The sequence below is a fragment of the Sulfitobacter sp. G21635-S1 genome (assembly GCF_027213915.1).
GTDB lineage: Bacteria > Pseudomonadota > Alphaproteobacteria > Rhodobacterales > Rhodobacteraceae > Sulfitobacter.
This window is the reverse complement of record NZ_JAPWGV010000022.1, coordinates 43,362-68,872: the sequence shown is the minus strand read 5'-3', so window position 1 is coordinate 68,872 and position 25,511 is coordinate 43,362. Positions and strand designations below refer to the sequence as shown.

The following is a 25,511-nucleotide window of genomic DNA, read 5'->3' as shown; positions in this document are numbered from 1 at the left end:
GGTTTCGCACCCCGACGCAGACCGAGTGGCGGTCAAAGGTTGACTTCTGCACTGCAGCACGCCATCTGGGGGGCAAGCGATGCCTTCTGCCGCGTGAGCAGTGCCGGTGCCAGCCCCCTTTGACAGATGTCGGGGCGTAAATGCACTCCGGTTCACAAGGTCCGCCGATGTTCCCAAAATCACGCGTGGGGCCAAACGCCGATGGACAGGTGTTGTGGCAGTCAGCCCGATACCTGCGATTCCCTTGGCGTGACCCTGCGGGCGCGTGATGCGCCCCGACGATAGGGCGTGGGCCTTGCCCGTGCCGGAAAGAATGAAGATGAGCGATTTCGACATGATGGAGCTGCCGCCGAAACTGGTGGCGCGGCTCAAGGAAATGGGGATCACCGACCCGACCCCGATCCAGAAACAGGCGATCCCCCATGCGCTGAACGGGCGCGACGTGATGGGCCTGGCGCAGACCGGCACCGGCAAGACGGCGGCCTTTGGCGTGCCGCTGGTGGCGCAGATGCTGGAAAACCCCCGTCGCCCCGGACCGCGCTGCGTGCGGGCCCTGGTGCTGGCACCGACCCGTGAACTGGCCCAGCAGATCATGGTCAACCTCAAGGGCTATTGCGAGAATACGCCGCTCAAGGCGCAGATGGTGGTCGGCGGCGTTTCGATCAATCCGCAGATCAAGCGGCTGGAGCGGGGCGTGGACATGCTGGTGGCGACACCGGGCCGTCTGCTGGACCTGATGGACCGCCGCGCGGTGGACCTGAGCGAGACAACCTTCCTGGTGCTGGACGAAGCGGACCAGATGCTGGACATGGGGTTCATCCATGACCTGCGCAAGATTTCCGCCGTGATCCCGAAAGAGCGTCAGACGATGCTGTTTTCGGCCACCATGCCCAAGCTGATGAACGAGATCGCCAATTCCTACCTGGTCCGGCCGATCCGCATCGAAGTCACCCCGCCGGGCAAGGCTGCCGACAAGGTCACCCAGGAGGTCCATTTCATCGCCAAGGCGGAAAAGACCGCGCTGCTGACCGAGCTGCTGGCCAAGCACAGGGGTGAACGGGCGCTGGTCTTTGGCCGTACCAAACACGGGTCGGAAAAGCTGATGAAGACGCTGGTCAAGGCCGGTTTCGATGCGGCCTCCATCCATGGCAACAAGAGCCAGGGGCAGCGCGACCGCGCCATCGAAGGGTTCAAGGAGGGCAAGATCACCGTGCTGGTGGCCACCGATGTGGCCGCGCGCGGGCTGGATATTCCCGATGTGAAACACGTCTACAATTATGAGCTGCCCAATGTGCCCGACAATTACGTGCACAGGATCGGCCGGACCGCGCGGGCGGGCAAGGATGGCGCCGCCATCGCCTTTTGCGCGCCGGACGAGATGGGCGAGTTGAAGGCGATCCAGAAGACCATGGGCATTTCGATTCCCGTGGCTTCGGGCCGGATCTGGGAAGCCTCCGAAATTCCCGACAAGCCCAAGCAGGCTGGCGGACGTCGCCGCGGCGGCGGCGGTGGCGGCGGCCGTCCCGGTGGCGGTGGCCCGCGTGGCGGCGGTGGTGGCGGCGGTGCTGCCAAACCCGGCGGCGCGGGCCGCAACCGGCGCCGTGGTGGCGGCGGTGGCAAGCCCAGGGGACAGCACGCGGCCTGAAAAGGCCAGTGACCCCGGGGACAGGATGCGTGGCATCTCGCGGCTGGTAAGAGCAGGGCGGCGGAGGGGTGAACCTTCCGCTGCCTTTTGTTGTGGCGGGGGGTGTCGGAATTGGCTGTTCCGAACGAAAGGCCTGCGCAATCCTGCGGGCCGTCGTGATTTGTAAAAGGACCGGGGGCCTTGTCGAATGCCACGCAAAAGCGAGGCGAAACAACGGCATTTCTGATCCGGACCGGACCTTCGGCACGGAGTGGGTGACGTTCCGCGAAGCGGACTTTGCTGCCGTCGATCACTGGCACCCAGGCCGGAACAAGCCGAAGGCGCCGGGCCATCGCCTGCCCGCCCCTCGGGTAGGCGATTTGGTGAGGCTAGTTGTTCCCTCGTTAGGATTCATCACGGTTGAGAAATAAAGTGGCATGAGCCAAGGTCAGTATCGCCCACCCCGGGCAGGCGCTGGCCCGGCTTGCGCCTTGCGTCGCTTCGGACTCTGTTCGGTCGTTCGCTGCGCCAGCCGTGGACATCCGCTTTGCACGCCGCTCCTGTGAGCCAGCGCATTTCCGGTTTTCGTTGAAACGAAGCATCGCCAATGTCCAGAGAGCGCCGGAGGCGTGGCGGGTGTTGGCGATACAACGGCAACGGTTTGATCACGCATTGACTTCCCGGTTCCGTTGACCGTTGTTGTGGCCATGGAACGCAAGGATCATATGGACCTCTTCGGGGCGGTGGCGCTGGTCGTCTTTGCCCTTCACCTGGGGTTCAACCAGGTGGTGGTCAAGGTCACCGCAGGCGGGTTCAACCCGGTGTTTTCGGCCGGTCTGCGCTCGGCGGGTGCGGTCGTGGTGCTGCTGATCTGGATGAAACTGCGCGGCGTGTCGCTGCAGGTCCCGCGCCGGGCGTGGTTTGGCGGTATCCTGTCGGGCCTGTTCTTTGCCTTTGAATTCATGTGCCTTTTCATCGCGCTGGATATGTCCACCGTCAGCCGCGTCTCGGTGATCCTCTATACGATGCCGGTCTGGCTGGCGATCCTGGCGCATTTCCTGTTTCCGGGCGAGGGGCTGACCCGGTTCAAGGTGCTGGGCCTGATCATGGCCGTGGCGGGCGTGGCGATTGCGCTGCTGGACAGGGATGCGGCCGGGGCCAGCTGGACCAGCGATCTGCTGGCACTGGCGGCAGCGCTCTGCTGGGCGGGGATCGTGCTCTGCGTGCGGATCACACCGCTGTCAGAGGTGCCGCCCGCGCAGCAGCTCATGTTCCAGGTAGCGATATCCGGCCCGATCCTGCTGCTGATCGCGCCGCTGTTCGGTCCGCTGATCCGCCAGATCGAGCCGGTCCATATTGCCGGTATCCTGTTCCAGATCATCGCCGTGGCCAGCTTCGGTTTCCTCGCGTGGTTCTGGCTGATGTCGATCTACCCGGCATCCTCGGTGGCCTCCTTCAGCTTTCTGTCGCCGGTGTTTTCGGTGATCCTGGGCTGGCTGCTGCTGTCGGAAGAGGTGACCGCATCGGTCTGGGGGGCGCTGGCGCTGGTCGCCGCGGGCATCTATCTGATCAACCGCAGGCCGCGGGTGAAAAAGGCCGTCCCGCCCGCCGTGTAACCGGGCGGCTCAGGTCCCGCAGAAGGTCGCGGGCACGATTTCGTCCTGCGAGGGGGGGCGGGCAAGTTCGGGGGCGGTTTCCTCGAACGGCGTGCAGAGCGCCTTCATCAACCGCTCAAAGGGGGCCATGTCGCCCGCAACGGCAGCTTCGATCATCTGCTCGATCCGGTGATTGCGCGGGATCACCGCCGGATTTGTGGCCTGCATCAGAGCAAGAGGTGCCGGCTCCGATGCGATGCGGTCGCGCCAGCGGGTTGCCCAGGCGTCAAAGGCCGCGCGGTCGGTGAACTGATCGCGGGCGGTCTCTTTGCCAAGGGCGCGGAAGCTGTTGGTGAAATCCGCGCCGTCCTTCTGCATCAGCGCCAGCAGATCCTCGATCAATGCCGTGTCATCCGCCACCGGCGTGGCAATGCCCAGCTTGGCGGCGAAACGGCTGCGCCAGGCCTCTTCGATCTGCCCGGGCATCGCATGGATCACTTCGGTGGCTTCCTCGACAGCGGCATCCTTGTCGTCCATCTGCTGGATCAGGGCCGTCGCCAGCTGCGCCATGTTCCAGACCGCGATATTGGGCTGATTGCCATAGGCATAGCGGCCCTGCTGGTCGATGGAGCTGAACACCCGGCCCGCGTGAAAGGCATCCATGAAGGCGCAGGGGCCATAATCGATGGTTTCGCCGGAAATCGCCGCATTGTCGGTGTTCATCACCCCGTGGATGAAACCCACGGACATCCATTGTGCAATCAGGCTGGCCTGGGCGGCGCAGACCCCGCGCAGCAGGTCCATCGGGCCCTTGGCATCCGGGTAATGGCGCCGGATCGCATAGGCGGTCAGGGTCCTGAGGTTCTCGACCTCGCCCCGGTGGGCAAAGACCTGAAAGGTGCCGACCCGCAGGTGGCTGCGGGCCACGCGGGTCAGCACGGCACCAGGCAGGGCGCCCTGTTCGCGCCAGATGTCCTCGCCCGTGGCGACAGCGGCCAGCGCACGGGTGGTGGGGATGCCAAGCGCATGCATCGCCTCGCTGACCAGATATTCCCGCAGCACCGGACCAAGCCAGGCACGGCCGTCGCCCATGCGCGAATAGGGGGTGGGGCCGGAGCCCTTGAGCTGGATATCGCGGCGGATGCCGTCACGGCCCAGCACCTCGCCCAGCAGGATCGCGCGGCCATCGCCCAGCTGCGGGTTGTAGGTGCCGAACTGGTGGCCCGCATAAAGCTGTGCAAGCGGTGCGGCGCCTTCCGGCAGCTGATTGCCGCTGAACACCGCCGCGCGGTCCTCGGGCGGCACGCCATCAAGACCCGTCAAATATGACATGTCGTCATTGAAGGCGAGCAGCCGGGGGGCCTTGACCGGTGTCGGGTTCAACCGGCTGTAAAAGGCCTGCGGCAGGGCGGCATAGCTGTTGTCAAAGGTCAGCGGTTTCATAGCTTTCTCGACATGAACACATAATTGTCACGCGGGGCGAATCCAGCGCGGCGATAGAGTTTCTTGGCGGCCTCGTTGGTCTGGTCCACTTCCAGGTGGATGGCGCGCAGCCCGCCGCCCGCCAGCGCCCGGGGCAGGGCGATCAGCGCTTCGGAGGCGATGCCGCGGCCGCGCACGCCGGGGCGGATGTAAAGCTCGTCTATGATCGCATCCAGCCCACCGAATTCCACCGACCAGCCAAAGGTGATCACGATATAGCCGATGGGCGCACGCGGCGGGCCGATCAGATAGGCCGCACCATAGGGGATACCCTCCAGCAGCGGGGCCACACCGGCGCGGCGCGCCTCCTCCGTCAGTTCGATGCCTTCCTCGGCGTGAAAGGCCGCGACCAGCGCCAGCAGCTTGTCCAGATGCTCCGGCTTGCCGAGGGTGAGCGAGGCGCTCATAGCCGTGCCAGACGCTCTGTCAGCAGGGCAAAGAAGCCGTCGGCGTCGATCCCGCCCATGAACATCGCATTGGGCGCGCGGTCGGTGACGCGCCACCAGTCGGCCACGGTCATGCCCATGGTCAGTTCCGATGTCACCTCGATCTCCACGTTGATGTGGCGGCCGGTGAAAAGCTCCGGTTTGATCAGATAGGCGGTGACGCAAGGATCATGCAGCGGCGCGCCTTCGGAGCCGTATTTCTCCTTGTCGAAACGCTCGAAGAAGTCGGTCATCTGCGCCACCGCGATGCCTGCGGGGGTGTTCAGCGCGCGAAAGGCATCGTTGCGCGGTTTGGTCACCAGCGCCTTATGGGTCACATCCAGCGGCATGACCACCAGCGGCACCCCTGATCTGAAAACGATATCAGCGGCTTGCGGGTCGACATAGATGTTGAATTCCGCCGTGGGCGTGATGTTGCCCCCCTCGAAATAGCCGCCGCCCATCAGGACGATCTCCTGCACCTTTGCCACGATGTCCGGGGCTTTCTCGAAAGCCGTGGCGATATTGGTCAGCGGCCCGAGCGGGCACAGGGTGACGCTGCCGGCAGGCTCGGCGCGCAGGGTGTCGATGATGAAATCCACCGCATGGCCGTCCTGCAGCGGCATCTCGGGATCGGGCAGGTCGGGACCGTCGAGGCCGGTCTTGCCGTGCACATGTTCTGCGGTGACCAGATCGCGGCCCAGCGGGCGGTCGCAGCCCGCAAAGACCCGGACCTGCGGCTTGCCCGCCAGTTCGCAGACGATGCGCGCGTTCTTCGATGTCAGGTCCAGCGGCACATTGCCCGCGACGCAGGTGATGCCCAGCACCTCGATATCCTCCGGGCTGGCCAGCGCCAGCAGGATGGCGACGGCATCGTCCTGGCCGGGGTCCGTGTCGATGATGATCTTGCGAGGGGGCATGGGAAAATCCTTTTGGCTGAAATAGGGCGTTTGGTGGCGGAACGAAAGGGGGCGGGGTCAGGTTGCGGTTTCGCGCTCGCGGGCCTTCACCGCGTCCCAGAGCGCATCCATCTCCTCCAGCGTGCTGTCTTCGGGCCGCTTGCCCCGCGCGGCAAGCTGCGCCTCGACGCCGGCGAAACGGCGGGTGAACTTGGCATTGGCGGCGCGCAATGCCGCCTCGGGGTCCAGCCCCAGATGGCGGCCCAGGTTGGCCATGACAAACATCAGGTCGCCGAATTCCTCTTCGGTTTCCGCCTGGCTCAGCGTGTCGCGGGCTTCGACCAGTTCGGCGGCTTCTTCGGCGATCTTGGCAATCACCTCGGCAGTGTCGGGCCAGTCGAATCCCACCCGCGCGGCGCGTTTCTGCAGCTTGTAGGCGCGCAGCAGGGCGGGCAGGCCGACCGCCACACCGTCAAGCGCGCCCTTCTGCGCCTTTCCGGCACGTTCCCGCGCCTTGATCGCCTCCCAGTCGGCGGTTTGCTGCTCGGCCGATTTGTCGCGGGATTCATCGCCAAAGACATGCGGATGCCGGGCCACCATCTTGTCTGAAATGTTGCGCACCACGGATTGAAAGGTGAAATGCCCCGCCTCGCTGCCCATCTCGGTGTGATAGACGGTCTGCAGCAGCAGATCGCCCAATTCGCCTTCCAGTTCGGCCCAGTCGCTGCGCGCGATGGCATCTGCAACCTCATAGGCTTCCTCAATCGTATAGGGGGCAATGCTGGCAAAATCCTGTTCGATGTCCCAGGGGCAACCGGTTTGCGGGTCGCGCAGCCGGCGCATGATTTCGAGCAGCCGTTCGATGCCTGCCTCTGGGTCGTGGATAAGATCTTGTGCCATTGCAGCCGGGTCCTGTCTGGTGTCAGATGCGAAGGTGAGTTTTTACGTACGAGGAGTCCAGCCCATGGTTGTTGTCAACCGCATCGCCGATTTCAGCGAGGATATGACCGCCTGGCGGCGGCATCTGCACACCATCCCGGAACTGGGGCTGGAGTGCCATGAGACGGCGGCCTTTGTCGCGGCGCGGCTGCGCGAATTCGGCGTGGACGAATTGCACGAAGGGGTGGCAAAGACCGGGATCGTGGCCATCATCAACGGGCAGGGCGTGGGCCCCACCATCGGGTTGCGCGCCGATATGGACGCGCTGCCGATTCTCGAAGAAACCGGGCTGGACTATGCCAGCACCCATGCGGGCAGGATGCATGCCTGCGGCCATGACGGCCATACCGCGATGCTGCTGGGGGCGGCGAAATACCTAGCCGAGTCGCGCAATTTCGCGGGCCGTGTGGCGCTGCTGTTCCAGCCCGCGGAAGAGGCCGGCGGCGGCGGCGAGGTCATGGTGAACGAAGGTGTCATGGACCGGTTCGACATCGCCCAGGTCTATGCGCTGCACAATGCGCCGGGGCTGGATTTCGGACGGTTCCACACCACCGCCGGGCCGATCATGGCGGCGGCGGATACCTTCACCATCCGGCTGACCGGGCAGGGCGGCCATGGCGCGCGGCCCCATGAATGCATCGACCCGGTGGTGGCCGCCTGCGCGCTGGTGCAATCGCTGCAGACCATCGTCAGCCGCAACACCAACCCGCAGTCGCAACTGGTGATCTCCACCACCCAGATCCACACCGGCACCACCGACAATGTGATCCCCGAAGAGGTCTATATCAACGGCACCGTGCGCACCTTTGACAAGGAGGTGCAGGCCATGGTCATACGCCGGATGCAGGCCATCGTGGACGGCCATGCCGCCAGCTTTGACCTGCGGGCGGAGCTGGATTTTGAATTCGGCTATCCGCCCACGGTCAATGACCCCGCAAGCACCGGTTTCGCCGCCGCGGTCGCGGAAGAAGTGGCCGGCAATGCCGGGGTGGAAACCCATTTCGCGCCCGTGATGGGGGCAGAGGATTTTTCCTATATGCTGGAGGCGCGACCGGGGGCCTATCTGCTGCTGGGCCAGGGTGAGGGCGCAGGCGTGCATCACCCGAAATACAATTTCAACGATGAGATCGCGCCCATCGGCGCATCCTTCTTTGCCCGGCTGGTCGAGCGGGCGCAACCCATGGCAGGGAGCTGACAAATGGCGCTGGAAGACGCGAAAACCCAGGTCGATCAGGCCTTTACCCGCGACGATCTGAAGGGGCCGAGTTTCGAGAACGCCTTTGGCGGGGCCACGTCCTTTCTGCGGCGGCGCTATACCAAGGATCTCAGCGGCGTGGACATCGCCGTGACCGGCGTGCCCTTTGACCAGGCGGCGACCAACCGCACCGGCACCCGCCTTGGCCCCCGCGCCATCCGCGAGGCCAGCGCGCTGCAACCCTATGATCCGCCCTATGGCTGGGATTTCGACGTGCTGAGCGAATTTGCCATCGCGGATTATGGCGATCTGGCCTTTGATTATGGCCATGTTTCGCAGTTTCCCGCCGCCCTCACGGCGCATATCAAGGGGATTCTGGATGCCGGTGCCGCAACTGTGGTGCTGGGCGGCGATCACTACATCAGCTTTCCGATCCTCAAGGCCTATGCAGAGAAATACGGCCCGATCAGCCTGTTGCAGTTCGATGCCCATTCCGACACCTGGCCGGATGACGACATGGAGCGGATCGACCATGGCACGATGTTCTACAAGGCGGTGAAATCGGGGGTCGTGGACCCGGCGACAAGCGTTCAGGTGGGCATCCGCACCACCAACCCCGATACATTGGGGGTGACCACCATCGACGCCCGCGACGTGCATGAAAACGGGCCTGCCGCTGCCGTGGCGAAGATCAAGGAAGTGCTGGGAGACCGGCCCTGTTACCTGACCTTCGACATCGACGCGCTGGACCCGGCCTTTGCCCCCGGCACCGGCACGCCGGTCTGGGGCGGGCTGACATCGGCGCAATGTGCGATCATGCTGCGCGATCTGGCGGGGATCAACATCATGGGCGGCGACATCGTCGAGGTCTCTCCGCCCTTTGACACCACCGGGGCCACGGCGATTGCCGGGGCGCATGTGGCGACGGAGATCCTTTGTCTGCTGGGGCACCGGATGAGGACGGCATGAGCGGCAAGAATCAACCCATCAGCGGCAACGACCTGGCGCGGTTTTCGGGGCCGAATACCTTCATGCGGCTGCCATCGGTGAACGATCTGGCCGGGCTGGATGTGGCGGTGCTGGGCGTGCCGATGGATATCGGCACCTCCTGGCGCTCCGGCACGCGCTTTGGCCCCAAGCAGCTGCGCAGCGAAAGCGCCATGCTGCGGCCCTATAACCTGGCCACCGGGGCGGCCCCCTTTGACAGTTTGCAGGTGGCCGACATTGGTGATCTGGCAATCAACACCTTTTCGCTGAGCGACAGTTTGCGCATTATTGCAGAGAGTTATGACGCGATCCTCAACTATGATGCCATTCCGCTGGCGATCGGCGGCGATCATTCCATCACCCTGCCGATCCTGCGGGCCATGGCACGGCGCCACGGGCCGGTGGCGCTGATCCACGTGGATGCCCATGCGGATGTGAACGATGAGATGTTCGGCGAGCGGGAGACCCATGGCACCGTGTTCCGCCGGGCACATGAAGAAGGGCTGATAAACCCTTCGAAAGTCTATCAGATCGGTTTGCGCGGGACGGGGTACGGGGCGGATGATTTTACCGAGGCGGCGGGCTGGGGATTTCAGCAGTTCCCGGCGCATGAGCTCTGGGGGCGCAGCCTGTCGGCGCTGAGCGGCGAGATCCGCCGCGACATCGGCGCGCTGCCGACCTATGTGACCTATGACATCGACAGCCTTGATCCGGCCTTTGCCCCCGGCACCGGCACGCCGGAGATCGGCGGGTTGACCACCATGCAGGCGCTGGAGCTGATCCGGGGGCTGCGCGGGCTGAACATTGTGGGGGCCGACATGGTTGAAGTGTCGCCGCCCTACGATACATCGGGCAATACGGCGCTGACCGGGGCGAACCTGCTTTTCGAGCTGTTGTGCGTCCTGCCGGGGGTGGCCTACCGCTGAGAGGGCGGAAGAGTGTATTTTTGGAACAATGAGAGAGCGGGGTGCGCATGTATTTCATCTTGATTTTGATCATCCTGCTCGGCGGGCTGCTGGGCTATGTCCGGCTGGCGCCGCATAACGTGATGCGCTGGCATCATGCGGCGGCCGGCGCGCCGCTGGGCGAGACGCAACTGGAGGGCGGCTTTATCTGGCGCGAGGATGTGGGGGCGGCGGGGCCTGCCAGGCTGGCGCAGCTGGACCGGATCATCCGCGACACCCAGGGGACGCAAGTTCTGGCCGGGTCTGTCGCGGACGGGCAGGTCACCTATATCAGCCGCACCCGCTGGATCGGCTTTCCCGATTACACCACAGTAACGCTGGATGACGGGATTCTCGAAGTCTTTGGCAGGCTGCGCTTCGGCCGCTCAGATTTCGGGGTAAACGCCAAGCGGATTAAAGGCTGGCTGGCCCAGCTCTGAGGACAGGCAGCCCTTTTGCACCTCGCGCCACATCGGCACGTTCAGTGACATCTGGCATTGCGCCATGAACATGCGCCCATCCACCTGCAGGCAGATGGTTTCGCCCAGTTCGACGCGGTTGTGGTTGCGGTCGGTGCAATAGCAATCAACCGTCTTGCCGCTGGGCGAGGTGACATCACCCCAGGTGACGGCAGGCAGGGCGATGAGCCCGAGGAGAAGCGTGGCGCGAAACATGGGGCCATTATAGCACGCGGCGGCCCTTGACCAAAGCCTTTCCATCGGCGACATCCCTGACGATGATACCCATGGACCGTCTTTTGCAGATCACCCAGCGCTTCCAGTACCTGGAAGCCGCCATGTCTGCCGGGTCCGGCGGGGCCGATTTTGCCGCATTGGCCAAGGAATATGCCGATCTGAAGCCGGTGGTGGAACAGATCGACCATTACCGCCAGTTGCTCAAGGACATGGAGGAGGCCAGGGCGATGCTGGCCGACCCGGAGATGGCCGAGCTTGCGCGCGAGGAATTGCCGACGCTGAAGGAGGCGCTGCCGAAGGCGGAGGCGGCGCTGCAACTGGCGCTTTTGCCCCGCGATGCGGCGGATGCCAAGCCCGCGATGCTGGAAATCCGGCCCGGCACCGGGGGCGATGAGGCGGCCCTGTTCGCGGCGGATCTGCTGCGGATGTACCAGCGCTATGCCGAGGCGCGCGGCTGGGGGTTCGACCTGATCGAAAGTCAGATGACGGAGCTGGGCGGGGTCAAGGAAGTGGTGGCCCATGTCACCGGCCAGAATGTCTTTGCCCGGCTCAAGTTCGAAAGCGGCGTGCACCGGGTGCAGCGGGTGCCCAGCACCGAGAGCGGCGGGCGCATCCACACCTCTGCCGCCACAGTCGCGGTGCTGCCGGAGGCCGAGGACGTGGATATCGAGATCAATGCCAATGACCTGCGCATCGACACGATGCGGTCCTCGGGTGCCGGGGGGCAGCACGTCAATACAACCGATTCCGCCGTGCGGATCACCCATATCCCGACGGGCATCGTGGTGACCTCTTCCGAGAAATCGCAGCACCGCAACCGGGACAAGGCGATGCAGGTGCTCAAGGCGCGGCTTTACGACATGGAACGCTCGCGGGTGGACAGTGAACGTTCAGCCGACCGGGCGGCGCAGGTCGGCTCCGGTGACCGGTCGGAGCGGATCAGGACCTATAATTTTCCGCAAGGGCGGATGACCGACCACCGGATCAACCTGACGCTCTACCGGCTGGATGCGGTGATGCAGGGCGATCTGGACGAGATCGTGGATGCGCTGACGGCGGATGCCCAGGCGCGGCAGCTTGCGGCGATGAACGCATGACCACCGCGGGCGCCCTGATGGCGGCGGCTGCGGCGCGGCTGAGGGCGGCGGGCGTGCCGGACCCGGCCCGCGATGCGCGGCTGTTGCTGGCCCATGCCGCATCGGTGGATGCGGGGCGGGTGACGTTGATTGCCCCGGAAGAGGTGGCGCCCGAAATCGCGGAGCGGTTCGAGCGGCTGGTGTCGCTCAGGGCGGTGCGGGTGCCGGTCAGCCAGCTGGTGGGCGCAAGGGCCTTTTACGGCCGCGACTTCAAGGTCAGCCGCGATGTGCTGGACCCGCGGCCGGAAACCGAGACGCTGATCGAACTGGCGCTTGCTGCGCCTTTCGCGCGGGTGCTGGACCTTGGCATCGGGTCGGGCTGCATCCTCGTGACCCTGCTGGCGGAGCGGAAAGAGGCGACGGGGCTGGGGATCGACCTGTCGGAGGGGGCCTGCCTGCAGGCCAGCGCCAATGCCATGGTGCATGGGGTGGCGGCGCGGGCGGATATCCGGCAATCGGACTGGTTCGATGCGGTTGAGGGGCGCTTTGACCTGATCGTGTCCAATCCTCCTTACCTTGCTGCCGATGAAATGGCCGACGTGGCGCCCGAGCTGCGTGACCACGAGCCGCGCATCGCGCTGACCGACGGGGCGGACGGGCTCTCGGCCTATCGGACCATTGCGGCGGAGGCGCAGGGTTATCTGACCGCAACCGGCCGGGTGCTGGTGGAAATCGGCTGGCAGCAGGGCGATGCGGTGCAGGAGATTTTCCGGCGCGCCGGCTGGGGTGACGTGCATCTGGCCCATGATCTGGGCGGGCGCGCACGGGTGGTAAGGGCCGCAAACCCGGCCTGAGTGGCGGAAACGGGCCACTTTATTTAATTTTCTCCACTTTGCCCTTGCCCTGTCGCCCCTCCCATGTTTTATCGAAGGTGTTGCAGCGGTGGATGCCTTTGGCGGTCCCGCGCGGCGGTAAGCCCAACAATCTTTCGCAATCGGGTGCAATTTGGCGATGATCGCTGCACCGGTTCTTTTGACAACTCACCAAAGACTGATATCATTTCATGAAATCCAGCAGATCACGGTCCCGGTCCAAGAATAACCGCAACCGGCAGCCGCAAAGCGGCGGTAATGTCGTCAACCGCGTCTTTGACAGCAGCGGTCCCGAAGGCAAGGTGCGCGGCACGCCCCAGCAGGTGATTGAGAAATACAATCAGCTTGCCCGCGACGCGCAGCTGAGCAACGACCGCGTTGCGGCAGAAAACTTTCAGCAGCATGCGGAGCATTACCTGCGCCTGCTGTCCGAAGCGCAGCGCGAGATTGACCAGCGCCGCGAGGAGCAGGAGCGCCAGAACCGCGAGCGTCAGGCCGAACGCGACCGCGAGCGGTCGGAGCGTCAGGAGCGCGACGGCAGTCAGAATCAGCAGAACAACAATCAGAACAACAGCCATCCGGGCGATCAGCCCCAGCCGGGTGGTGATCAGCAGCCGGTGGTCGAAGAGGCCAAGCAGCCTGCGCCTGAAAAGCCCAAGCGCAGCAGGAAACCGGCGGCACAGAGCGATCCTGCGTCACTGCCCGATTTCGTGACCGGCGGCAGCGATGACGACGATCAGGACAGCAGCGGTCTGGTGGAAACGCCGGAAAGCAAGCCCAAGCCCAAGCGCACCTATCGTCGCAAGCCCAAGGCGGAGAGCGACAGCAGCGATCCGAGCCAGGCTGCGGAATAAAGCGTCTGACGAAAGTCCTGACGTATCAGGCATGACGTGACGCGTTGAAATCTCTGATTTCAGGCAGCGTTACGTGAGACTGGTTCTTCGCATGACGCTTTACAGCGTTTCGGGATTAACTTGAAACATCCAACATCACTTTTCGCGTTCGACCGCAGGGAGAGGCAGCGAACAAGTGATTCAGGTATATCCCGAAGCGCTATAGGCGCTTTGCCGGGTCTTTCCCTGGCCCGGTCTCGGCAATGAATGTTCAGGAAATCAGGGTTGCAGGCTCCGGGCCAGTTCCGGCCATTTCCCGATAAACGCGTCGCGGGTGCGGATGCCCGGTGACAGCTTATGACGCCGGTCGTCCTGTGTCAGCCTGACAAAGATCAGCCTGCGTTTGCCCATCTCTGCCCAGCCGACATACCATCCCCAGCCGCGCGCATAGTCGAAACTGCGGTCTGCCCGGCGCGGGTAGGCACCGCCGGTCTTGCCGTGCAGGGTCCAGCCTTCGACGGTGCGTTGTTCGACGATGGCGCGGGTCTGTGCCATGGCCCGGGGGGTGACGGGCAGGGTATCGCGCAGCAGGGCGCGCAGGAAGCCCGCCTGCTCAAGCGGTGACACTTTCAGCGAGGATGCGATCCAGGCGCGTTCCAGGCCGTTGTCAAAACCTGCATCACCGGAAAAATCCGCATTGCCGTAGTCGAATGCCACCGCATAGTCAGTCAGCCGGTGCTGGCCCAGGGCGGCGGTGATCCGTTGCGAGTACCAGACCACCGAATAGGTCAGCCAATCGGTCGGATCGGTGTCGCGGGTCCAGTTGTCGCCACCCCAGTCCGGTTCGCCGGGGCGGTAGGAAAGCAGAGGCGCATGGGCATCTTCCAGGATGCCTGCATCATACCCCATCACCGCCAGCGGGATCTTGAAGGTCGAGGCCGGGGTGACCCGCGTGTTGCAGTCGCCCTGCTCAAGAAGGATCGCGGCGCTTTGTGCATCCATCACCAGGGTGCAGAGGGTTTCCGCCCCGGTGGCGGAGGCCATGCCGATGCCGGCGGCGAGCACCAGTGCTGCGGGCAGGAGGGGGCGGGGGATGCGGGGCATGATTACTCCGGTTGCAGGGAGGCGGTGCCGTCAGCGTTAATATAGGTGACCCGCCCGAGGCGGTGCAGTTCCGCGCTGCGTTCCTTCCAGTCATAGCGGCGGTCCTGCAGCACCGGCGACCAGAACAATGTGCCGCCCTGACGCCAGGGGTCGATGATGACGCCCGCCTGCATCGGGGCACCTTTGGCGGTGATCACGGCGCTGGAATGTTCGATCAGGATCGGGTTTCCGGCATTGGCGATGGCGCGCTGGATCTCAAGCGTTTCGAAGCCGGCCTGGTTGAGCAGATGCTCCATGTCCGTGGCCCAGTGATAGCAGAGCCCGCGCGGCTTTTTCCCGGCGTTGACCTTGGCGTTATGCACGAGCGGCGCATCGGTGATCTGGTACTGCTGCGCCAGTTGAAAGGTATAGCGGTAGCTCAGATCGGCGGCCCGTGCGGCCTCTGCCGGGTCGACGCCGGGGGACATCGCCTGCAAGGCCCGGGTCAGCGCCGCCACATCCGCCCGCGACCCCTGTGAGGGGCCGGTGGGGGCGCAGGCGACAAGCGCGCAGAGCAGCGCCAGCGCGGCAAGCCAGCGGATCATCGTTTTGCCACTTCGCGGGCGAGGGCGCAGAAGCCTTCAAGCGGGACCTGTTCGGCGCGTTCGGTCGGGGCGATGCCTGCGGCCTTCAGCAGATCCTCGATATCGGGGGCGATGCCCTTGAGCGCCGAGCGCAGCATCTTGCGGCGCTGGTTGAAGGCCATGGCGACCACGCGGTTCAGCACTGCCGCATCAGCCGGAAAACGCGGTTCCGGCAGGGCGGTCAGATGGACCACGGCAGAGGAGACCTTGGGCGGCGGGGTAAAGGCACCGGGCGGCAGATGCATGACGATCCGCGCCTCTGCCCGCCATTGCGCCAGCAGGGCGAGGCGGCCATAGGCCTTGCTGCCCGGCAGCGCCACGATGCGTTCGGCCACTTCGCGCTGGAACATCAGGGTCAGGCTTTCCCAGAAGGGCGGCCAGTCGCGCGGGGTCAGCCAGCGTATCAGCAACTCGGTGCCGACATTATAGGGCAGGTTGGCCGCCACCCGGATCGGCGGCGTCAGATGGGCCAGCGGGTCGATGTCCAGCGCGTCGCCTTCGAGCACTGTCAGCCTGCCGGGATAGGCGGCGGCGATCTCTTCCAATGCGGGGCGGCAGCGGCTGTCCTTTTCGATGGCCAGCACATGGCGCGCCCCCTCTGACAGCAGTCCACGTGTCAGCCCGCCGGGGCCGGGCCCGATTTCGAGCACGTCGCATGCCGCGACATTGCCCGCCTGACGGGCGATCTTGGCGGTCAGGTTCAGATCCAGCAGGAAGTTCTGCCCCAGCGACTTGCGCGCCGAGAGACCATGGGTCTGGATCACCTCGCGCAGGGGCGGCAGGGAATCGATGGCGCTCATGCGGGGAGACCTGCGCCCGGACGCGGCGCCGGGATAGGTGTATTTCGGGAACAATGAAGCATCATGCGGTGCCCCTGGCCATGCGGTGGGCGAGCCGGATCGCCTCGATCATGCTGGTGGGGTTGGCCAGCCCCTTGCCCGCGATGTCGAAGGCGGTGCCGTGATCGGGCGAAGTGCGCACGAAGGGCAGGCCCAGGGTCACGTTCACGCCCCTGTCGAAATCCAGCGTCTTGATCGGGATCAGCGCCTGATCGTGGTACATCGCCACCGCCGCGTCATAACGCGCGCGGGCGGCGGCGTGGAACATGGTGTCGGCGGGCAGGGGGCCGGTGAGGTCAAACCCGGCGCTGCGCATCCCCGCGATCAGCGGTGCGATCCAGTCCAGCTCCTCGCGGCCCATGGCGCCGCCTTCGCCCGCATGGGGGTTCAGCCCGGCGATGGCAAGGCGGGGGGCGGCGATGCCGAAGAGATCGCGCAGGCCCGCATGGGTGATCTCGATGGTGCGGCGCAGGCTGTCGGGGGTCAGGGCCAGCGGCACTTCGGACAGTGCGATGTGGATCGTTGCCGGGACCACGCGCAGCTGATCCGAGGCCAGCATCATCACCACCTGAGAGACACCGGCAAGGGCGGCCAGGTATTCGGTATGGCCGGGATAGGCAAAACCGGCCCCGTCCTTCAGCGCCTTCTTGTGGATCGGGGCGGTACACAGGGCGCTGGCCCTGCCGTCGCGCACCATCGCGACCCCGAGCGCAATCATGTCGATCACGCCCTGCGCATGTTCGGGGCGCGCGGCGCCGGGTGTCATGGCGGGGCCAAAGTCATGCGCCAGCACCGGCAGCGCATCTGAAGAGACCCCGGCCGCCTCTGCCGCATCGGTGACGATGCGATGCGGGACATCGGCGGGCAGGTGGCGCGGATCGCCGAGCCAGAGCATCGGGATTTCACCGGCCAGGGCCATCCATGCGCGGGTGGCCACTTCGGGTCCGATGCCTGCGGGTTCACCACAGGAGATCACCACAGGCCTGTCCTGCAGCGCGCCGTCCCGGGGGGCTTCGGTCATTTCATGATGATGCGGGCATCGGCGCGCAATTGTTCCGTCAGCTGGTCCGCATAGCCTTGCAGTTTGCGCTGGCGCAGGCTCGACACCACGGCCTCTCGGCTGACCTCGGCATTGGCCTCGGCGGTGCGTTTGCACAGCATCAGGAACACCAGCGTCTGCCCGCCCGCCCGTGTCAGCGCGGTTGAGCTTTCACCCGGATCGAGCTTGGCCAGTTCGATCGCGATGTCCTGCGGGATTTCCGCCGGTTTCTTGGCGCCACGGTCCAGCACGCTTTCGGGCTGGCCCTGGGCCACGGCATAGAGATCGTTGCAGGTGTCGACCTCGCTGCGCACGCGGGCGGCCTCGTTCAGGGCCGCTTCGCTGCGACCACCGGGGATGTAATAGGCGGCATATTCGATTTCGGAATAGGATTTGGCGGGCGCGCCGGTTTCCTCGATCCCGCGCAGCTGGAACAGCGCCACGGCATTGGGAATAGGCAGCGGCGATGTCACCTCACCGGGGGCGAGTGCCAGCAGGATGGGGGCCAGCGAGGGCGGGAGTTTTTCCAGCGGGGTCCAGGGCATCCGGCCGCCCCGGCCACGGGAGGCGGTTGCGGAATACTGCTGGGCATAGCGGGAGAATTCGGCCTCCGACTTGCTTTGGGCAATCCGGTCGGCCAGCGCGTTGACACGTGCGGCCTCCTGCGGCGGGGCGGGGATGATGATTTCCGACAGGAGCACGCGGATGCCGCTGCCCGCGCCGCTGCGGCCAAGTTCGCGGTCGATCTCGGCGTCGGAGATGTTCACCTGTGCGCCATAGCGGGCGCGGATCAGGTCGCGCCAGGTGAGCTGGGTGACGACGAAATCGCGGAAAGTCTGCTGCGACACGCCGGATTGTTCCAGCGCGCTGGTGAATTCTTCCACGCTGAGATTGGCGCGGGCGGCGAAATCGGACAATCCGGACTGGACCGCCTCGTCGGACAGTTTCAGATCGAACCGGGCGGCGAATTCGTCGTGCAGACGGTCATTGATCAGCTCGTCGATGACATTCTCGCGGTCCGCGCCGGGGGCGTTCAGCAGTTGCATGAAGCGCTGCCGTTGCTGGACCTCGAATTCGGTGACGATCCTGTCATTCACGCGCGCCACGGGGGCATAGAGGTTCTGCGCCATGACGGCGGGCGGCACCAGCAGGCAGAGCGCCAGTCCAAGGGCCACGGCCCACCTTGAGATGAACGCCCACCTTGAGATGAACGAAGGTGTCGGTCTGATCAGTTCCGGCATGAGCGCACGTATCTTTCTGTTCCGTTGGAGGCGGCAAAGCCCCTGAGCCCGATGTTAAAACCGATATTGGTAGAGGGCTCAACACTTGTTGAAGTGGAATAGCGCCGATTGACCGAAAGGTCGACCGATACGCATTCATTGTTGTAGGTCAGGCCGAGCCCCGCCGAGGCGGCGCGGTCGTCGGCCACATCGAATCGCCAGTCGGCCGAGGCGGTCCATTGCCGGTTGATCCGGTAATCGCCATCAAGCGCGATCTCGGAGACCGCCTGGGTGCGGTCCTCGGCCGGGTCGGCATCGAGCCAGACATAGCTGCCGCCAAGGCGTCCGCGGGTAAAATCCCAGTCGCCGCGCAGCTCGGCCTTGGCAAACTGGAAATTGTCGTCGAACAAGCCGCGCCCGGTGAGGGACAGGCCCTGTGCGGTCTTGATCTGGCCTGCCAGCAGGAAATCCGAAGAGGTGCCTGCCAGGCCGGATGTCGTGGTGAATTCAAGGTCGGATTTCTCGCGCAGGACCTGACCGATGGTCAGATGCGCGTCCCATCCGGTGGGGTCAAAGCGCGACCAGTTGACGCCGATGGCCGCCACCGCATGTCGTTCGCGCCGGTCGGGCCGTGGAAACCGCGACAGCGACAGCAGGTTGCCTTCGTCGAATTCGACCCGGGTGCTTTCATCATTGGGGATGGCCAGACGGTTGCCGCCGGACCAGCCGATCTGAGCGATCGGTTCCAGCAACTGGGACACGCCGCCCCTGCCGCGCCGGATCATCGGATAGCGCAGGGCAATGGCGGCGGCCGGCACGATGTCGGAGTGGTTCTGGGCAAAGCTGCTGTCCTGCACGATATCGAAGGCATTGAAGCTGGCGCCGATCTGCCCGTCCGCAACCAGCCCGTTGCCGAAGGTCATGCGCCGCAGCCATTTGACTTCGCCGTGCAGGCGGGCCACGTCGCGCCCGATGATATCGGCATCCGAGGTGCGCCGGTGGCTGTGTGCCTGAATGCGCATCCGCAACTCGCCGCCGATGCCCGAGGGGAACAGCCGCCGCTCGTAGTCGCCGTCCAGCACGATGGTGGGCAATTCGTCGTTCACCTCCGTATCGCGGAGGGATTCGAAATTGTAGATGCTGGCGCGCACATAGGCGTCGCGCCGCGCGCGGCTCACGGTAATCTGGCTGGAGAGGCGGTCCTTGGCGGAATAGCCGTAGTCTTTCAGATAGGCGGGGTCGCTGGTGGTCTCGATCCCGAATTCCAGCACATAGTCGCGCGCCAGGTCGAACCGGCCCACACCAAAGAGATATCCCCGGGTTTCGCCGGGGCGCTGGTCGTCGCGGGTATAGGCGCCGTCGAACTGGATGCGTCCGGACCGGAAGGCCTGGCGGTAGCGGAATTCGAGGGTCCGGGTGGCGCTGGACAGATAGGGGCTCAGGGTCAGGTCGCGGTGTTCGCCGAGCTTGATGAAATAGGGAAGCTTGAAGCCGGTGCCCAGTTGCGAGGTGGTCCGGATCGAGGGCTGCAGGAACCCGGTGGCCCGTGCCAGCGTCGGGTCGGGCAGGCGTAGGCGCGGCAGGTAGAAGATCGGGACGTTGCGGATGTGGAAGGATGCTTCGTCGAAATAGAGCTGCTGTTCGAGCTTGTCGTGGATCACCCGCTTTGCCCTGATCTGCCAAAGCGGTGCGCGCCCGTCCTCGCAGACTTTGCAGGAGGTCACGGCGGTCTTGTAAAGCTGGCTGTAGCGCCCGTCGACGCGGTTGATCTGGTTGGCGGCCAGTTGCAACTGCTGGTTCAGGATCAGCCGGGCACCCCGCAGCAGGCCGTTCTGCAGATCCGGGTCCAGTTCCGCCGCATCCGCCAGGATCAGCGTGTCCTCGCCTTCGGAGATGACGATGGGCCCCTCGATGGTGAGCGCGCCGGTGGCCTGGTTGTAGCTGATCGTGCGGGCACGCAGGCGGGTTTCGCCCTGAAAGGCCTCCACGTTGCCCTGGGCCACCAGCGTCCGGTCACGGGTCAGGAAGACCTGGTCGGCCACCAGCACCGCCGCGGGTGGTGTGCCCTGCTGTGCCCTGGCGGTCAGTGGCATCACGGTGAGGGCCAGTATGAGCAGCCAGCGGCACACGCGTTTATCCATCCTCTGCATGCAGGAGCAGGCCAAGTGCCAGCAGGATCGCAACCGCAGGCGGCGCCCAGGCGGCGAGCAGAACGGGAATCTGCCCGTTTTCGCCAAGGATTTGTGCGAAGCTGCGAATGAAATACAAGGTGAACCCCAATAGCACAGATGCCAGTACAGCGACCCCTGTACCACCAAATCTGGTATGCCGCATGGTGAAGGCGCTCGCAACAAGAACCATCGCCATCAGGAAAAACGGCCGCGCGAACTCGGCCTGAAGCCAGACCCGGTGCTTGCGGGGGCTGAAGCCTGCCTGCTCCAGCTGGCGGATGAAAGCGGGCAGCTCATAGATCGAGACCGCGCCGGGCGCGCCGATGCTTTCGCGGATCCGCTCCACCGTCAGGGAGGAGGGAATGGTCAGCAACGCGTGGGTGGTGGCATTGCCTTCGGCATTGACCCCGGCTTCCAGCGGCCATGACTTGGCGTCGCGCAAGCGCCATTCGCGGTCGACCAATGCGGCTGATCCGGCCTCGATCCGGCGCACCGGCCCGCGGTCATGCTCATAGGTGATGAAGGTCACGTCATAGAGCACCGAGGCATCGGCATTCGAGCGCCAGGCGCGGATCACGGTCTGCCCATCGACATTGCCCTGGCGCAGCCACAGCCCTTCGTCGCTGATCGACAGGGCAGAGGCCCCGTCGGCGCGGTAGCTTTCGGAGAGTTGCAGATAGCGGTTGTTGGTGGCCGCCACGATGGGGTTCAGCATGCCCACGGCCATCACACCGATGATCAGCGCAACCACCACCGGTGCAATCAGGGCGCGCAGGGCGGAGCGGCCCGCGGCCCGCGTCACCACCATCTCGGAGGAGCGGGCCAGCGAGATGAACAATGCCACGGTGGCAAGGATCATGATCAGCGGCAGGATCAGGTTGATGGTTTGCGGCGCGTTCAGCAGGGTCAGCCCCAGGATGCGCTGCCAACCCAGGTCATAGCTGCCGAACCGGCGCGCCTGCTCGACCGCATCGACCAGCATCACCAGCGCGAACAGAATCGCGGTGATGGTGACAAAGGTCACGGCAAAGCGCCGTGCGAAATAGAGATGCAGGATCATGCGGCGGCCCCCGGTCTGCGGCGCCGCAACAGGCCGGGCCGAGATGCCACCGAAAGCATCGCCACCACCAGGATCGCCCCGACAAGCACCGGCATGTACATCAGCGGCCAGTTGGCGGGATCGGTCAGCACCTCGTCCACCAGCGCGCCGCGAAACCCGTCGATTGCGATCAGCAGGCCAAAGGCGATGACGACCTCGCGCCAGACCCCGAAGCGCGAGAAGCCGCCCAGCAACAGGGTGGAAAAGCCGACCATCGCCGCCACCACGCAGAACAGCGGCTGGGCAAAGCGGGAATGGAACTCTTCCGCGATGGTGCCCAGGCTGTCGCCCGACTCCCTCGACAGTTGATCCCAGGAGGTCAGGAAAGCCGGTGTTGTCAGATTTGGCGTCGAGATCTGCCGCCCGGCAGACTTGCTGACAAGTGCCGAGATATCAAAGGAAAAGTCCCGGAACTTTGCCGTGGCCAGCCGTTTGGTTTCCTGGTTCAGGCGCTGTGCCAGCCCGTCCACCATGATCAGCGTCGTGCCCTCGCCATTGCGCACCAGATAGGCTTCGGCGGCGGTATAGATCACCCCTTCGAGCGCATTGCGACGGTCGGACAGGAAAACATCGCGCAGCACGCCGTCGGTGTCGATCAGCCGGGTGTAGAAGGTGACGTTCTCGCCCGGATGCAGGAAGGTGCCTTCGGTCAGCAGCCGTGCGGTGACGTTCTGGGAAATCTCGTTTTCGCGCTGGCTGAGCTGGCCCTGCGCCATGGGCACCAGAAAATGGCTGAGCACGGACATCATGCCCGCCACGCAGAGGCCGTAGATAAACACCGGCCGCGCCAGCCGCCAGGGGCCGGAGCCGGTCGATTGCAGCACGGTCAGCTCGCTTTCGCTGCTCATCCGGTTGGTGACATAGGCCGCACCGGCAAAGGCGGCGATGGGCAGCACGGTCAGGATCAGCTTGGGCAGGCCAAGGGCGGTGAACTCCAGGAACACCAGCGCCGACTGGCCGTCCCCGATCAGCCGGTCGAACAGCAAAACCGCCCGGTTGATCCAGAACAGCGCCACCAATACAAGCGCGAAAAAGCCGAACAGCAGCAGAAACTGCGACAGCATGTAGCGGTCAACTCTGGCCACTGCGATCCCCCCAAGGTGTCATCCGGCGCTCTGACGGCGATGTTGAATGCGACAATAATGTAAAAGAAGCGGGGGGAAAACTGGTATCTGGTCATGGGCGGGCAGGCGCGTTAGGTCTTTGTGGGAAACCAGAACAAGGGCTCTTTCATGACCGACCTCACCCCGATCCGCTTTTCCCCGACCGACATCGACAAAATCGCGGCCCATGAGGGCCGGATCGCCGTTTTCGTCAATCCGGAGGGGCGGCTGGACGCAGGCGCGCGCCGGGTCAACAAACTGATGCGCGGGGCGCTGGCGCGGCTGGTCGAGGGCGAGGCCTTTGCAAAGATGAAGCCGGGGCAATCTGTTGCAATGGCCTATCCCGCCGGTCTGGCGGCGGAAGCGGTGGATGTTGTTCACCTGCCGCGCCGGATCAGCGTCAGGGAGGCACGCCGCGCAGGCGCAAGCCTGGCCAAGGCGCGCGGCACCGCCGATCTGCTGGTGCTGGCGGCAGGCATGCGCCGGGTGGCCGAGATGGCCTTTGGCCTTGCGATGCGCGACTACGGTTTCGAAGACCACAAGAGCGCGCCGAAGGAGCGCGAGGGCAGCGTGACCATCATGTGCAGCAAGCCCGACGCGGCACAGGCACAGGCAGAGCCGCTGATGGCGGTGGCCGAAGGCGCCTTCATGACCCGCGATCTGACCAATGCGCCCGCCAATGTGCTGACGACGACCGAATTCGCCGACCGTCTGGCGGCGATGGAGAAACTCGGCCTCAAGATCGAGGTGCTGGAAGAGGCCGAACTTGAAGAACTGGGCATGCGCACCCTGCTCTGCGTGGGGCAGGGTTCCGACAGCCCCTCCAAGGTGGTGGTGATGCGCTGGGAAGGCGGGGCCGGGGATGCGGCACCGCTGGCGCTGGTCGGCAAGGGCGTGGTGTTTGACACCGGCGGGATCAGCCTGAAACCCGGTGCGGGCATGGAGGACATGACCATGGATATGGGCGGCGCGGCCGTTGTGGCCGGGGTGATGCGCAGCCTTGCGCTGCGCAAGGCCCGGGCCAATGTCGTGGGCCTGGTGGGGCTGGTCGAGAACATGCCGTCGGGCAATGCGACCCGCCCGGGCGATGTGATCACCTCGATGAAGGGGGATACGGTCGAGGTCATCAATACGGATGCCGAGGGGCGCTTGGTGCTTTGCGATGTGATGTGGTACGCACAGGACCGGTTCAAACCCGCCGCGATGATCGACCTGGCCACGCTGACCGGGGCCATCATCATCGGGCTGGGCCACGAGAACGCGGGCGTCTTTTCCAACAATGACGGATTCTGCGCCGAGTTCCTCAAGGCGGCAGAGGCCGAGGGCGAAGGTGCCTGGCGGTTGCCGCTGGGCCAGGCCTATGACGACATGCTGAAAAGCCGGATTGCCGATATGAAGAACATCGGCGGACGGGCAGGCGGGTCGATCACCGCGGCCCAGTTCCTGCAGCGCTTTGTGAAGGAAGAGACACCCTGGATCCACCTCGATATTGCCGGGGTCGCTTCGGTCAAGTCGGAGACGGCGCTGGCCCCCACGGGGGCGACAGGCTGGGGTGTGGCGGCACTGAACCGGCTGGTGGCCGACCGTTTCGAGACCGAGTGATCCGGCGATGGGCGCGGCCTATTTCTATCACCTGACGCGGCGGCCCCTGGTCGACACCCTGCGGATGCTGCTGGACCGGTCGCTGGCCCAGGGCTGGCGCGTGGCGGTGCGCGGCACCGATGCGGCGGGGCTGGAGGCATTGGACCGCGCCCTGTGGCTGGGCCCCGACGAGGGGTTCCTGCCGCATGGCATGGCAGGCGGGCCGCATGATGCGGCGCAGCCGGTGCTGCTGACCACGGCCGCCGCTGCCGCGAATGCCCCCGCCTGCGTCATCTCTGTGCAGGGGGCCGAGGTGACAGCGCAGGAGGTCGCGGCGCTGGAACGGGTCTGCGTGCTTTTCGACGGCGATGATGACCTGGCGCTGAACCGCGCCCGCGACCAGTGGAAGCTGCTGAAGGAGGCTGGCGCCGCTGCGCAATACTGGTCGGAGGAATCGGGCCGCTGGGAGAAAAAGGCGGAAACCTGAGCCGCAGACGACACCGGCACGGCAACAGCCAGGGCCGCCCGCGCAGCCCCCGCGCAACATTTGACTGCGCTTACCGGGTGAGGATCAACTCTCCGCCGGTGATTTCGATACGGCCCCAGCGCTGCAGATAGCCCATGCCCAGCAGGGATTGCCGCATCTCGCCCGCGTTCACCACGGCGGCGACATCGGTATCCGTGACCGCACCCAGGGTGACGGTATCCAGCGTGACAAAGGCGGTGCGTACCTCGCCGTTGGCGGTATTGGCGGTGCCGTGGAACTTCAGGCTGTCCGGGTCGACCCCGGCGCGGCGCGCATCGGCCTGGGTCAGCACCAGATCGGTGGCACCGGTGTCCACCACGAAACGGATCGGGGTGTCGTTGATGTCGAGCGTCAGGTAGTAATGGCTGTCGCGCGATTTGGGCACGATGATCCGGTCACCGCCCGTCAGCACCATCTGCGGATGCCGCGCATCGCGGCTGATGTCCTGCCAGAGCCCCACGGCGGCGGCGCCGCCGACAAAGATCATGCCCCAGACAGCGGCATGTTGCAGGCTGCGGTTCAGGCTTTCGCGCGATTGCAGGATGAACCAGCCGATCACCATGGTGCCGAGCACCACCAGGTAGATCAATTGCATTGTGTCGATACCGCCCATCTGTCGCCTCTCCTCCGGCTGGCTACC

The 25,511-nt window shown here is 65.0% G+C and carries 25 protein-coding genes; 11 read left to right on the top strand and 14 right to left on the bottom strand.

What is annotated here, in order from left to right:
• Positions 1 to 319 precede the first annotated feature (319 nt).
• A complete protein-coding gene (locus O4H53_RS19410; protein WP_269366428.1) occupies positions 320 to 1,645 on the top strand; it encodes a DEAD/DEAH box helicase in 1,326 nt (441 codons plus the stop codon).
• Positions 1,646 to 2,331: 686 nt separating this feature from the next.
• Entirely contained in the window at positions 2,332 to 3,240 is a 909-nt protein-coding gene (locus O4H53_RS19405) for a DMT family transporter (protein ID WP_269366427.1), read from the top strand.
• A 9-nt stretch (positions 3,241 to 3,249) separates the two neighbouring features.
• Here O4H53_RS19405 and O4H53_RS19400 read toward each other — a convergent pair whose 3' ends face one another.
• Genes O4H53_RS19400 through mazG form a run of 4 tightly spaced genes read right to left on the bottom strand, consistent with a single transcriptional unit; the run spans position 3,250 to position 6,925 of the window.
• Positions 3,250 to 4,662, bottom strand: coding sequence for a protein adenylyltransferase SelO (locus O4H53_RS19400; RefSeq protein WP_269366425.1), 1,413 nt, complete (start codon positions 4,660 to 4,662; stop codon positions 3,250 to 3,252).
• The gene (locus O4H53_RS19395; protein WP_114276517.1) at positions 4,659 to 5,108 is read right to left on the bottom strand and encodes a GNAT family N-acetyltransferase; all 450 of its coding nucleotides are present in this window, start codon (positions 5,106 to 5,108) and stop codon (positions 4,659 to 4,661) included. Before O4H53_RS19395 ends, O4H53_RS19400 begins: the two co-directional genes overlap by 4 nt.
• Positions 5,105 to 6,046: a nucleoside hydrolase gene (locus O4H53_RS19390; protein WP_269366424.1), complete on the bottom strand. Its 942-nt coding sequence runs from the start codon at positions 6,044 to 6,046 to the stop codon at positions 5,105 to 5,107. Before O4H53_RS19390 ends, O4H53_RS19395 begins: the two co-directional genes overlap by 4 nt.
• A gap of 57 nt (positions 6,047 to 6,103) precedes the next feature.
• Positions 6,104 to 6,925 carry a nucleoside triphosphate pyrophosphohydrolase gene (gene mazG, locus O4H53_RS19385; RefSeq protein WP_269366422.1) on the bottom strand — a complete coding sequence of 274 codons (822 nt, stop codon included), beginning with the start codon at positions 6,923 to 6,925 and terminating at the stop codon, positions 6,104 to 6,106.
• Between the two features lie 64 nt (positions 6,926 to 6,989).
• On the opposite strand from mazG, the gene O4H53_RS19380 reads away from it, so the two are divergent.
• Genes O4H53_RS19380 through O4H53_RS19365 form a run of 4 tightly spaced genes read left to right on the top strand, consistent with a single transcriptional unit; the run spans position 6,990 to position 10,530 of the window.
• A complete protein-coding gene (locus tag O4H53_RS19380; RefSeq protein ID WP_269366420.1) occupies positions 6,990 to 8,159 on the top strand; it encodes a M20 aminoacylase family protein in 1,170 nt (389 codons plus the stop codon).
• A 3-nt stretch (positions 8,160 to 8,162) separates the two neighbouring features.
• Positions 8,163 to 9,128 (top strand): agmatinase, encoded by a 966-nt coding sequence (gene speB / locus O4H53_RS19375; protein WP_269366419.1) that lies wholly within the window; start codon positions 8,163 to 8,165, stop codon positions 9,126 to 9,128.
• A complete protein-coding gene (gene speB / locus O4H53_RS19370; RefSeq protein ID WP_269366417.1) occupies positions 9,125 to 10,072 on the top strand; it encodes an agmatinase in 948 nt (315 codons plus the stop codon). The genes speB (O4H53_RS19375) and speB (O4H53_RS19370) overlap by 4 nt, the downstream gene beginning before the upstream one ends.
• Before the next feature lie 47 nt (positions 10,073 to 10,119).
• Positions 10,120 to 10,530 (top strand): DUF1499 domain-containing protein, encoded by a 411-nt coding sequence (locus O4H53_RS19365; RefSeq protein WP_269366415.1) that lies wholly within the window; start codon positions 10,120 to 10,122, stop codon positions 10,528 to 10,530.
• Here the strand turns inward: O4H53_RS19365 and O4H53_RS19360 are convergent.
• Positions 10,477 to 10,764 (bottom strand): hypothetical protein, encoded by a 288-nt coding sequence (locus O4H53_RS19360; RefSeq protein WP_269366413.1) that lies wholly within the window; start codon positions 10,762 to 10,764, stop codon positions 10,477 to 10,479. The genes O4H53_RS19365 and O4H53_RS19360 overlap by 54 nt on opposite strands.
• 62 nt (positions 10,765 to 10,826) lie before the next feature.
• On the opposite strand from O4H53_RS19360, the gene prfA reads away from it, so the two are divergent.
• From prfA to O4H53_RS19345, 3 genes are all read left to right on the top strand, one after another.
• Positions 10,827 to 11,882: a peptide chain release factor 1 gene (prfA, locus tag O4H53_RS19355; protein ID WP_269366411.1), complete on the top strand. Its 1,056-nt coding sequence runs from the start codon at positions 10,827 to 10,829 to the stop codon at positions 11,880 to 11,882.
• Entirely contained in the window at positions 11,879 to 12,715 is an 837-nt protein-coding gene (gene prmC, locus O4H53_RS19350; RefSeq protein WP_269366409.1) for a peptide chain release factor N(5)-glutamine methyltransferase, read from the top strand. The genes prfA and prmC overlap by 4 nt, the downstream gene beginning before the upstream one ends.
• 209 nt (positions 12,716 to 12,924) lie before the next feature.
• Complete coding sequence (locus O4H53_RS19345; RefSeq protein WP_269366407.1) at positions 12,925 to 13,587, top strand: DUF4167 domain-containing protein; 663 nt, start codon at positions 12,925 to 12,927, stop codon at positions 13,585 to 13,587.
• A gap of 258 nt (positions 13,588 to 13,845) precedes the next feature.
• On the opposite strand, the gene blaOXA is transcribed toward O4H53_RS19345, so the two are convergent.
• From blaOXA to lptF, 8 genes are all read right to left on the bottom strand, one after another.
• Complete coding sequence (gene blaOXA / locus O4H53_RS19340) at positions 13,846 to 14,670, bottom strand: class D beta-lactamase (RefSeq protein ID WP_269366405.1); 825 nt, start codon at positions 14,668 to 14,670, stop codon at positions 13,846 to 13,848.
• Between the two features lie 2 nt (positions 14,671 to 14,672).
• A complete protein-coding gene (locus O4H53_RS19335; RefSeq protein ID WP_269366403.1) occupies positions 14,673 to 15,254 on the bottom strand; it encodes a hypothetical protein in 582 nt (193 codons plus the stop codon).
• Complete coding sequence (rsmA, locus tag O4H53_RS19330; protein WP_269366401.1) at positions 15,251 to 16,093, bottom strand: 16S rRNA (adenine(1518)-N(6)/adenine(1519)-N(6))-dimethyltransferase RsmA; 843 nt, start codon at positions 16,091 to 16,093, stop codon at positions 15,251 to 15,253. Before rsmA ends, O4H53_RS19335 begins: the two co-directional genes overlap by 4 nt.
• Before the next feature lie 61 nt (positions 16,094 to 16,154).
• Positions 16,155 to 17,153 carry a 4-hydroxythreonine-4-phosphate dehydrogenase PdxA gene (gene pdxA, locus O4H53_RS19325; protein WP_269366399.1) on the bottom strand — a complete coding sequence of 333 codons (999 nt, stop codon included), beginning with the start codon at positions 17,151 to 17,153 and terminating at the stop codon, positions 16,155 to 16,157.
• Positions 17,150 to 18,301 carry a peptidylprolyl isomerase gene (locus O4H53_RS19320; protein WP_269366503.1) on the bottom strand — a complete coding sequence of 384 codons (1,152 nt, stop codon included), beginning with the start codon at positions 18,299 to 18,301 and terminating at the stop codon, positions 17,150 to 17,152. Before O4H53_RS19320 ends, pdxA begins: the two co-directional genes overlap by 4 nt.
• A 98-nt stretch (positions 18,302 to 18,399) precedes the next feature.
• Positions 18,400 to 20,532: an LPS-assembly protein LptD gene (locus O4H53_RS19315; protein ID WP_269366397.1), complete on the bottom strand. Its 2,133-nt coding sequence runs from the start codon at positions 20,530 to 20,532 to the stop codon at positions 18,400 to 18,402.
• The gene (lptG, locus tag O4H53_RS19310; RefSeq protein ID WP_269366395.1) at positions 20,525 to 21,622 is read right to left on the bottom strand and encodes an LPS export ABC transporter permease LptG; all 1,098 of its coding nucleotides are present in this window, start codon (positions 21,620 to 21,622) and stop codon (positions 20,525 to 20,527) included. The genes O4H53_RS19315 and lptG overlap by 8 nt, the downstream gene beginning before the upstream one ends.
• A complete protein-coding gene (lptF, locus tag O4H53_RS19305; RefSeq protein ID WP_269366394.1) occupies positions 21,619 to 22,746 on the bottom strand; it encodes an LPS export ABC transporter permease LptF in 1,128 nt (375 codons plus the stop codon). The genes lptG and lptF overlap by 4 nt, the downstream gene beginning before the upstream one ends.
• Before the next feature lie 147 nt (positions 22,747 to 22,893).
• Here lptF and O4H53_RS19300 point away from each other — a divergent pair, with 147 nt between their 5' ends.
• Positions 22,894 to 24,366 (top strand): leucyl aminopeptidase, encoded by a 1,473-nt coding sequence (locus tag O4H53_RS19300; RefSeq protein WP_269366392.1) that lies wholly within the window; start codon positions 22,894 to 22,896, stop codon positions 24,364 to 24,366.
• Positions 24,367 to 24,373: 7 nt separating this feature from the next.
• Positions 24,374 to 24,832, top strand: coding sequence for a DNA polymerase III subunit chi (locus O4H53_RS19295; RefSeq protein ID WP_269366390.1), 459 nt, complete (start codon positions 24,374 to 24,376; stop codon positions 24,830 to 24,832).
• Between the two features lie 70 nt (positions 24,833 to 24,902).
• Here O4H53_RS19295 and O4H53_RS19290 read toward each other — a convergent pair whose 3' ends face one another.
• The gene (locus O4H53_RS19290) at positions 24,903 to 25,484 is read right to left on the bottom strand and encodes a retropepsin-like aspartic protease family protein (RefSeq protein ID WP_269366389.1); all 582 of its coding nucleotides are present in this window, start codon (positions 25,482 to 25,484) and stop codon (positions 24,903 to 24,905) included.
• Between the last annotated feature and the right edge of the window lie 27 nt (positions 25,485 to 25,511).

Coding starts and splice junctions, on each gene's coding strand:
- O4H53_RS19320 (WP_269366503.1), bottom strand. CDS start 18,301: ATGGCGCAGAACCTCTATGCCCCCGTGGCGCGCGTGAATGACAGGATC.
- O4H53_RS19360 (WP_269366413.1), bottom strand. CDS start 10,764: ATGTTTCGCGCCACGCTTCTCCTCGGGCTCATCGCCCTGCCTGCCGTC.
- O4H53_RS19345 (WP_269366407.1), top strand. CDS start 12,925: ATGAAATCCAGCAGATCACGGTCCCGGTCCAAGAATAACCGCAACCGG.
- prmC (WP_269366409.1), top strand. CDS start 11,879: ATGACCACCGCGGGCGCCCTGATGGCGGCGGCTGCGGCGCGGCTGAGG.
- mazG (WP_269366422.1), bottom strand. CDS start 6,925: ATGGCACAAGATCTTATCCACGACCCAGAGGCAGGCATCGAACGGCTG.
- O4H53_RS19390 (WP_269366424.1), bottom strand. CDS start 6,046: ATGCCCCCTCGCAAGATCATCATCGACACGGACCCCGGCCAGGACGAT.
- O4H53_RS19410 (WP_269366428.1), top strand. CDS start 320: ATGAGCGATTTCGACATGATGGAGCTGCCGCCGAAACTGGTGGCGCGG.
- speB (WP_269366417.1), top strand. CDS start 9,125: ATGAGCGGCAAGAATCAACCCATCAGCGGCAACGACCTGGCGCGGTTT.
- O4H53_RS19400 (WP_269366425.1), bottom strand. CDS start 4,662: ATGAAACCGCTGACCTTTGACAACAGCTATGCCGCCCTGCCGCAGGCC.
- speB (WP_269366419.1), top strand. CDS start 8,163: ATGGCGCTGGAAGACGCGAAAACCCAGGTCGATCAGGCCTTTACCCGC.
- O4H53_RS19335 (WP_269366403.1), bottom strand. CDS start 15,254: ATGATCCGCTGGCTTGCCGCGCTGGCGCTGCTCTGCGCGCTTGTCGCC.
- prfA (WP_269366411.1), top strand. CDS start 10,827: ATGATACCCATGGACCGTCTTTTGCAGATCACCCAGCGCTTCCAGTAC.
- O4H53_RS19290 (WP_269366389.1), bottom strand. CDS start 25,484: ATGGGCGGTATCGACACAATGCAATTGATCTACCTGGTGGTGCTCGGC.
- rsmA (WP_269366401.1), bottom strand. CDS start 16,093: ATGAGCGCCATCGATTCCCTGCCGCCCCTGCGCGAGGTGATCCAGACC.
- O4H53_RS19295 (WP_269366390.1), top strand. CDS start 24,374: ATGGGCGCGGCCTATTTCTATCACCTGACGCGGCGGCCCCTGGTCGAC.
- blaOXA (WP_269366405.1), bottom strand. CDS start 14,670: ATGCCCCGCATCCCCCGCCCCCTCCTGCCCGCAGCACTGGTGCTCGCC.
- pdxA (WP_269366399.1), bottom strand. CDS start 17,153: ATGACCGAAGCCCCCCGGGACGGCGCGCTGCAGGACAGGCCTGTGGTG.
- lptG (WP_269366395.1), bottom strand. CDS start 21,622: ATGATCCTGCATCTCTATTTCGCACGGCGCTTTGCCGTGACCTTTGTC.
- O4H53_RS19300 (WP_269366392.1), top strand. CDS start 22,894: ATGACCGACCTCACCCCGATCCGCTTTTCCCCGACCGACATCGACAAA.
- O4H53_RS19365 (WP_269366415.1), top strand. CDS start 10,120: ATGTATTTCATCTTGATTTTGATCATCCTGCTCGGCGGGCTGCTGGGC.
- O4H53_RS19395 (WP_114276517.1), bottom strand. CDS start 5,108: ATGAGCGCCTCGCTCACCCTCGGCAAGCCGGAGCATCTGGACAAGCTG.
- O4H53_RS19315 (WP_269366397.1), bottom strand. CDS start 20,532: ATGGATAAACGCGTGTGCCGCTGGCTGCTCATACTGGCCCTCACCGTG.
- O4H53_RS19405 (WP_269366427.1), top strand. CDS start 2,332: ATGGAACGCAAGGATCATATGGACCTCTTCGGGGCGGTGGCGCTGGTC.
- O4H53_RS19380 (WP_269366420.1), top strand. CDS start 6,990: ATGGTTGTTGTCAACCGCATCGCCGATTTCAGCGAGGATATGACCGCC.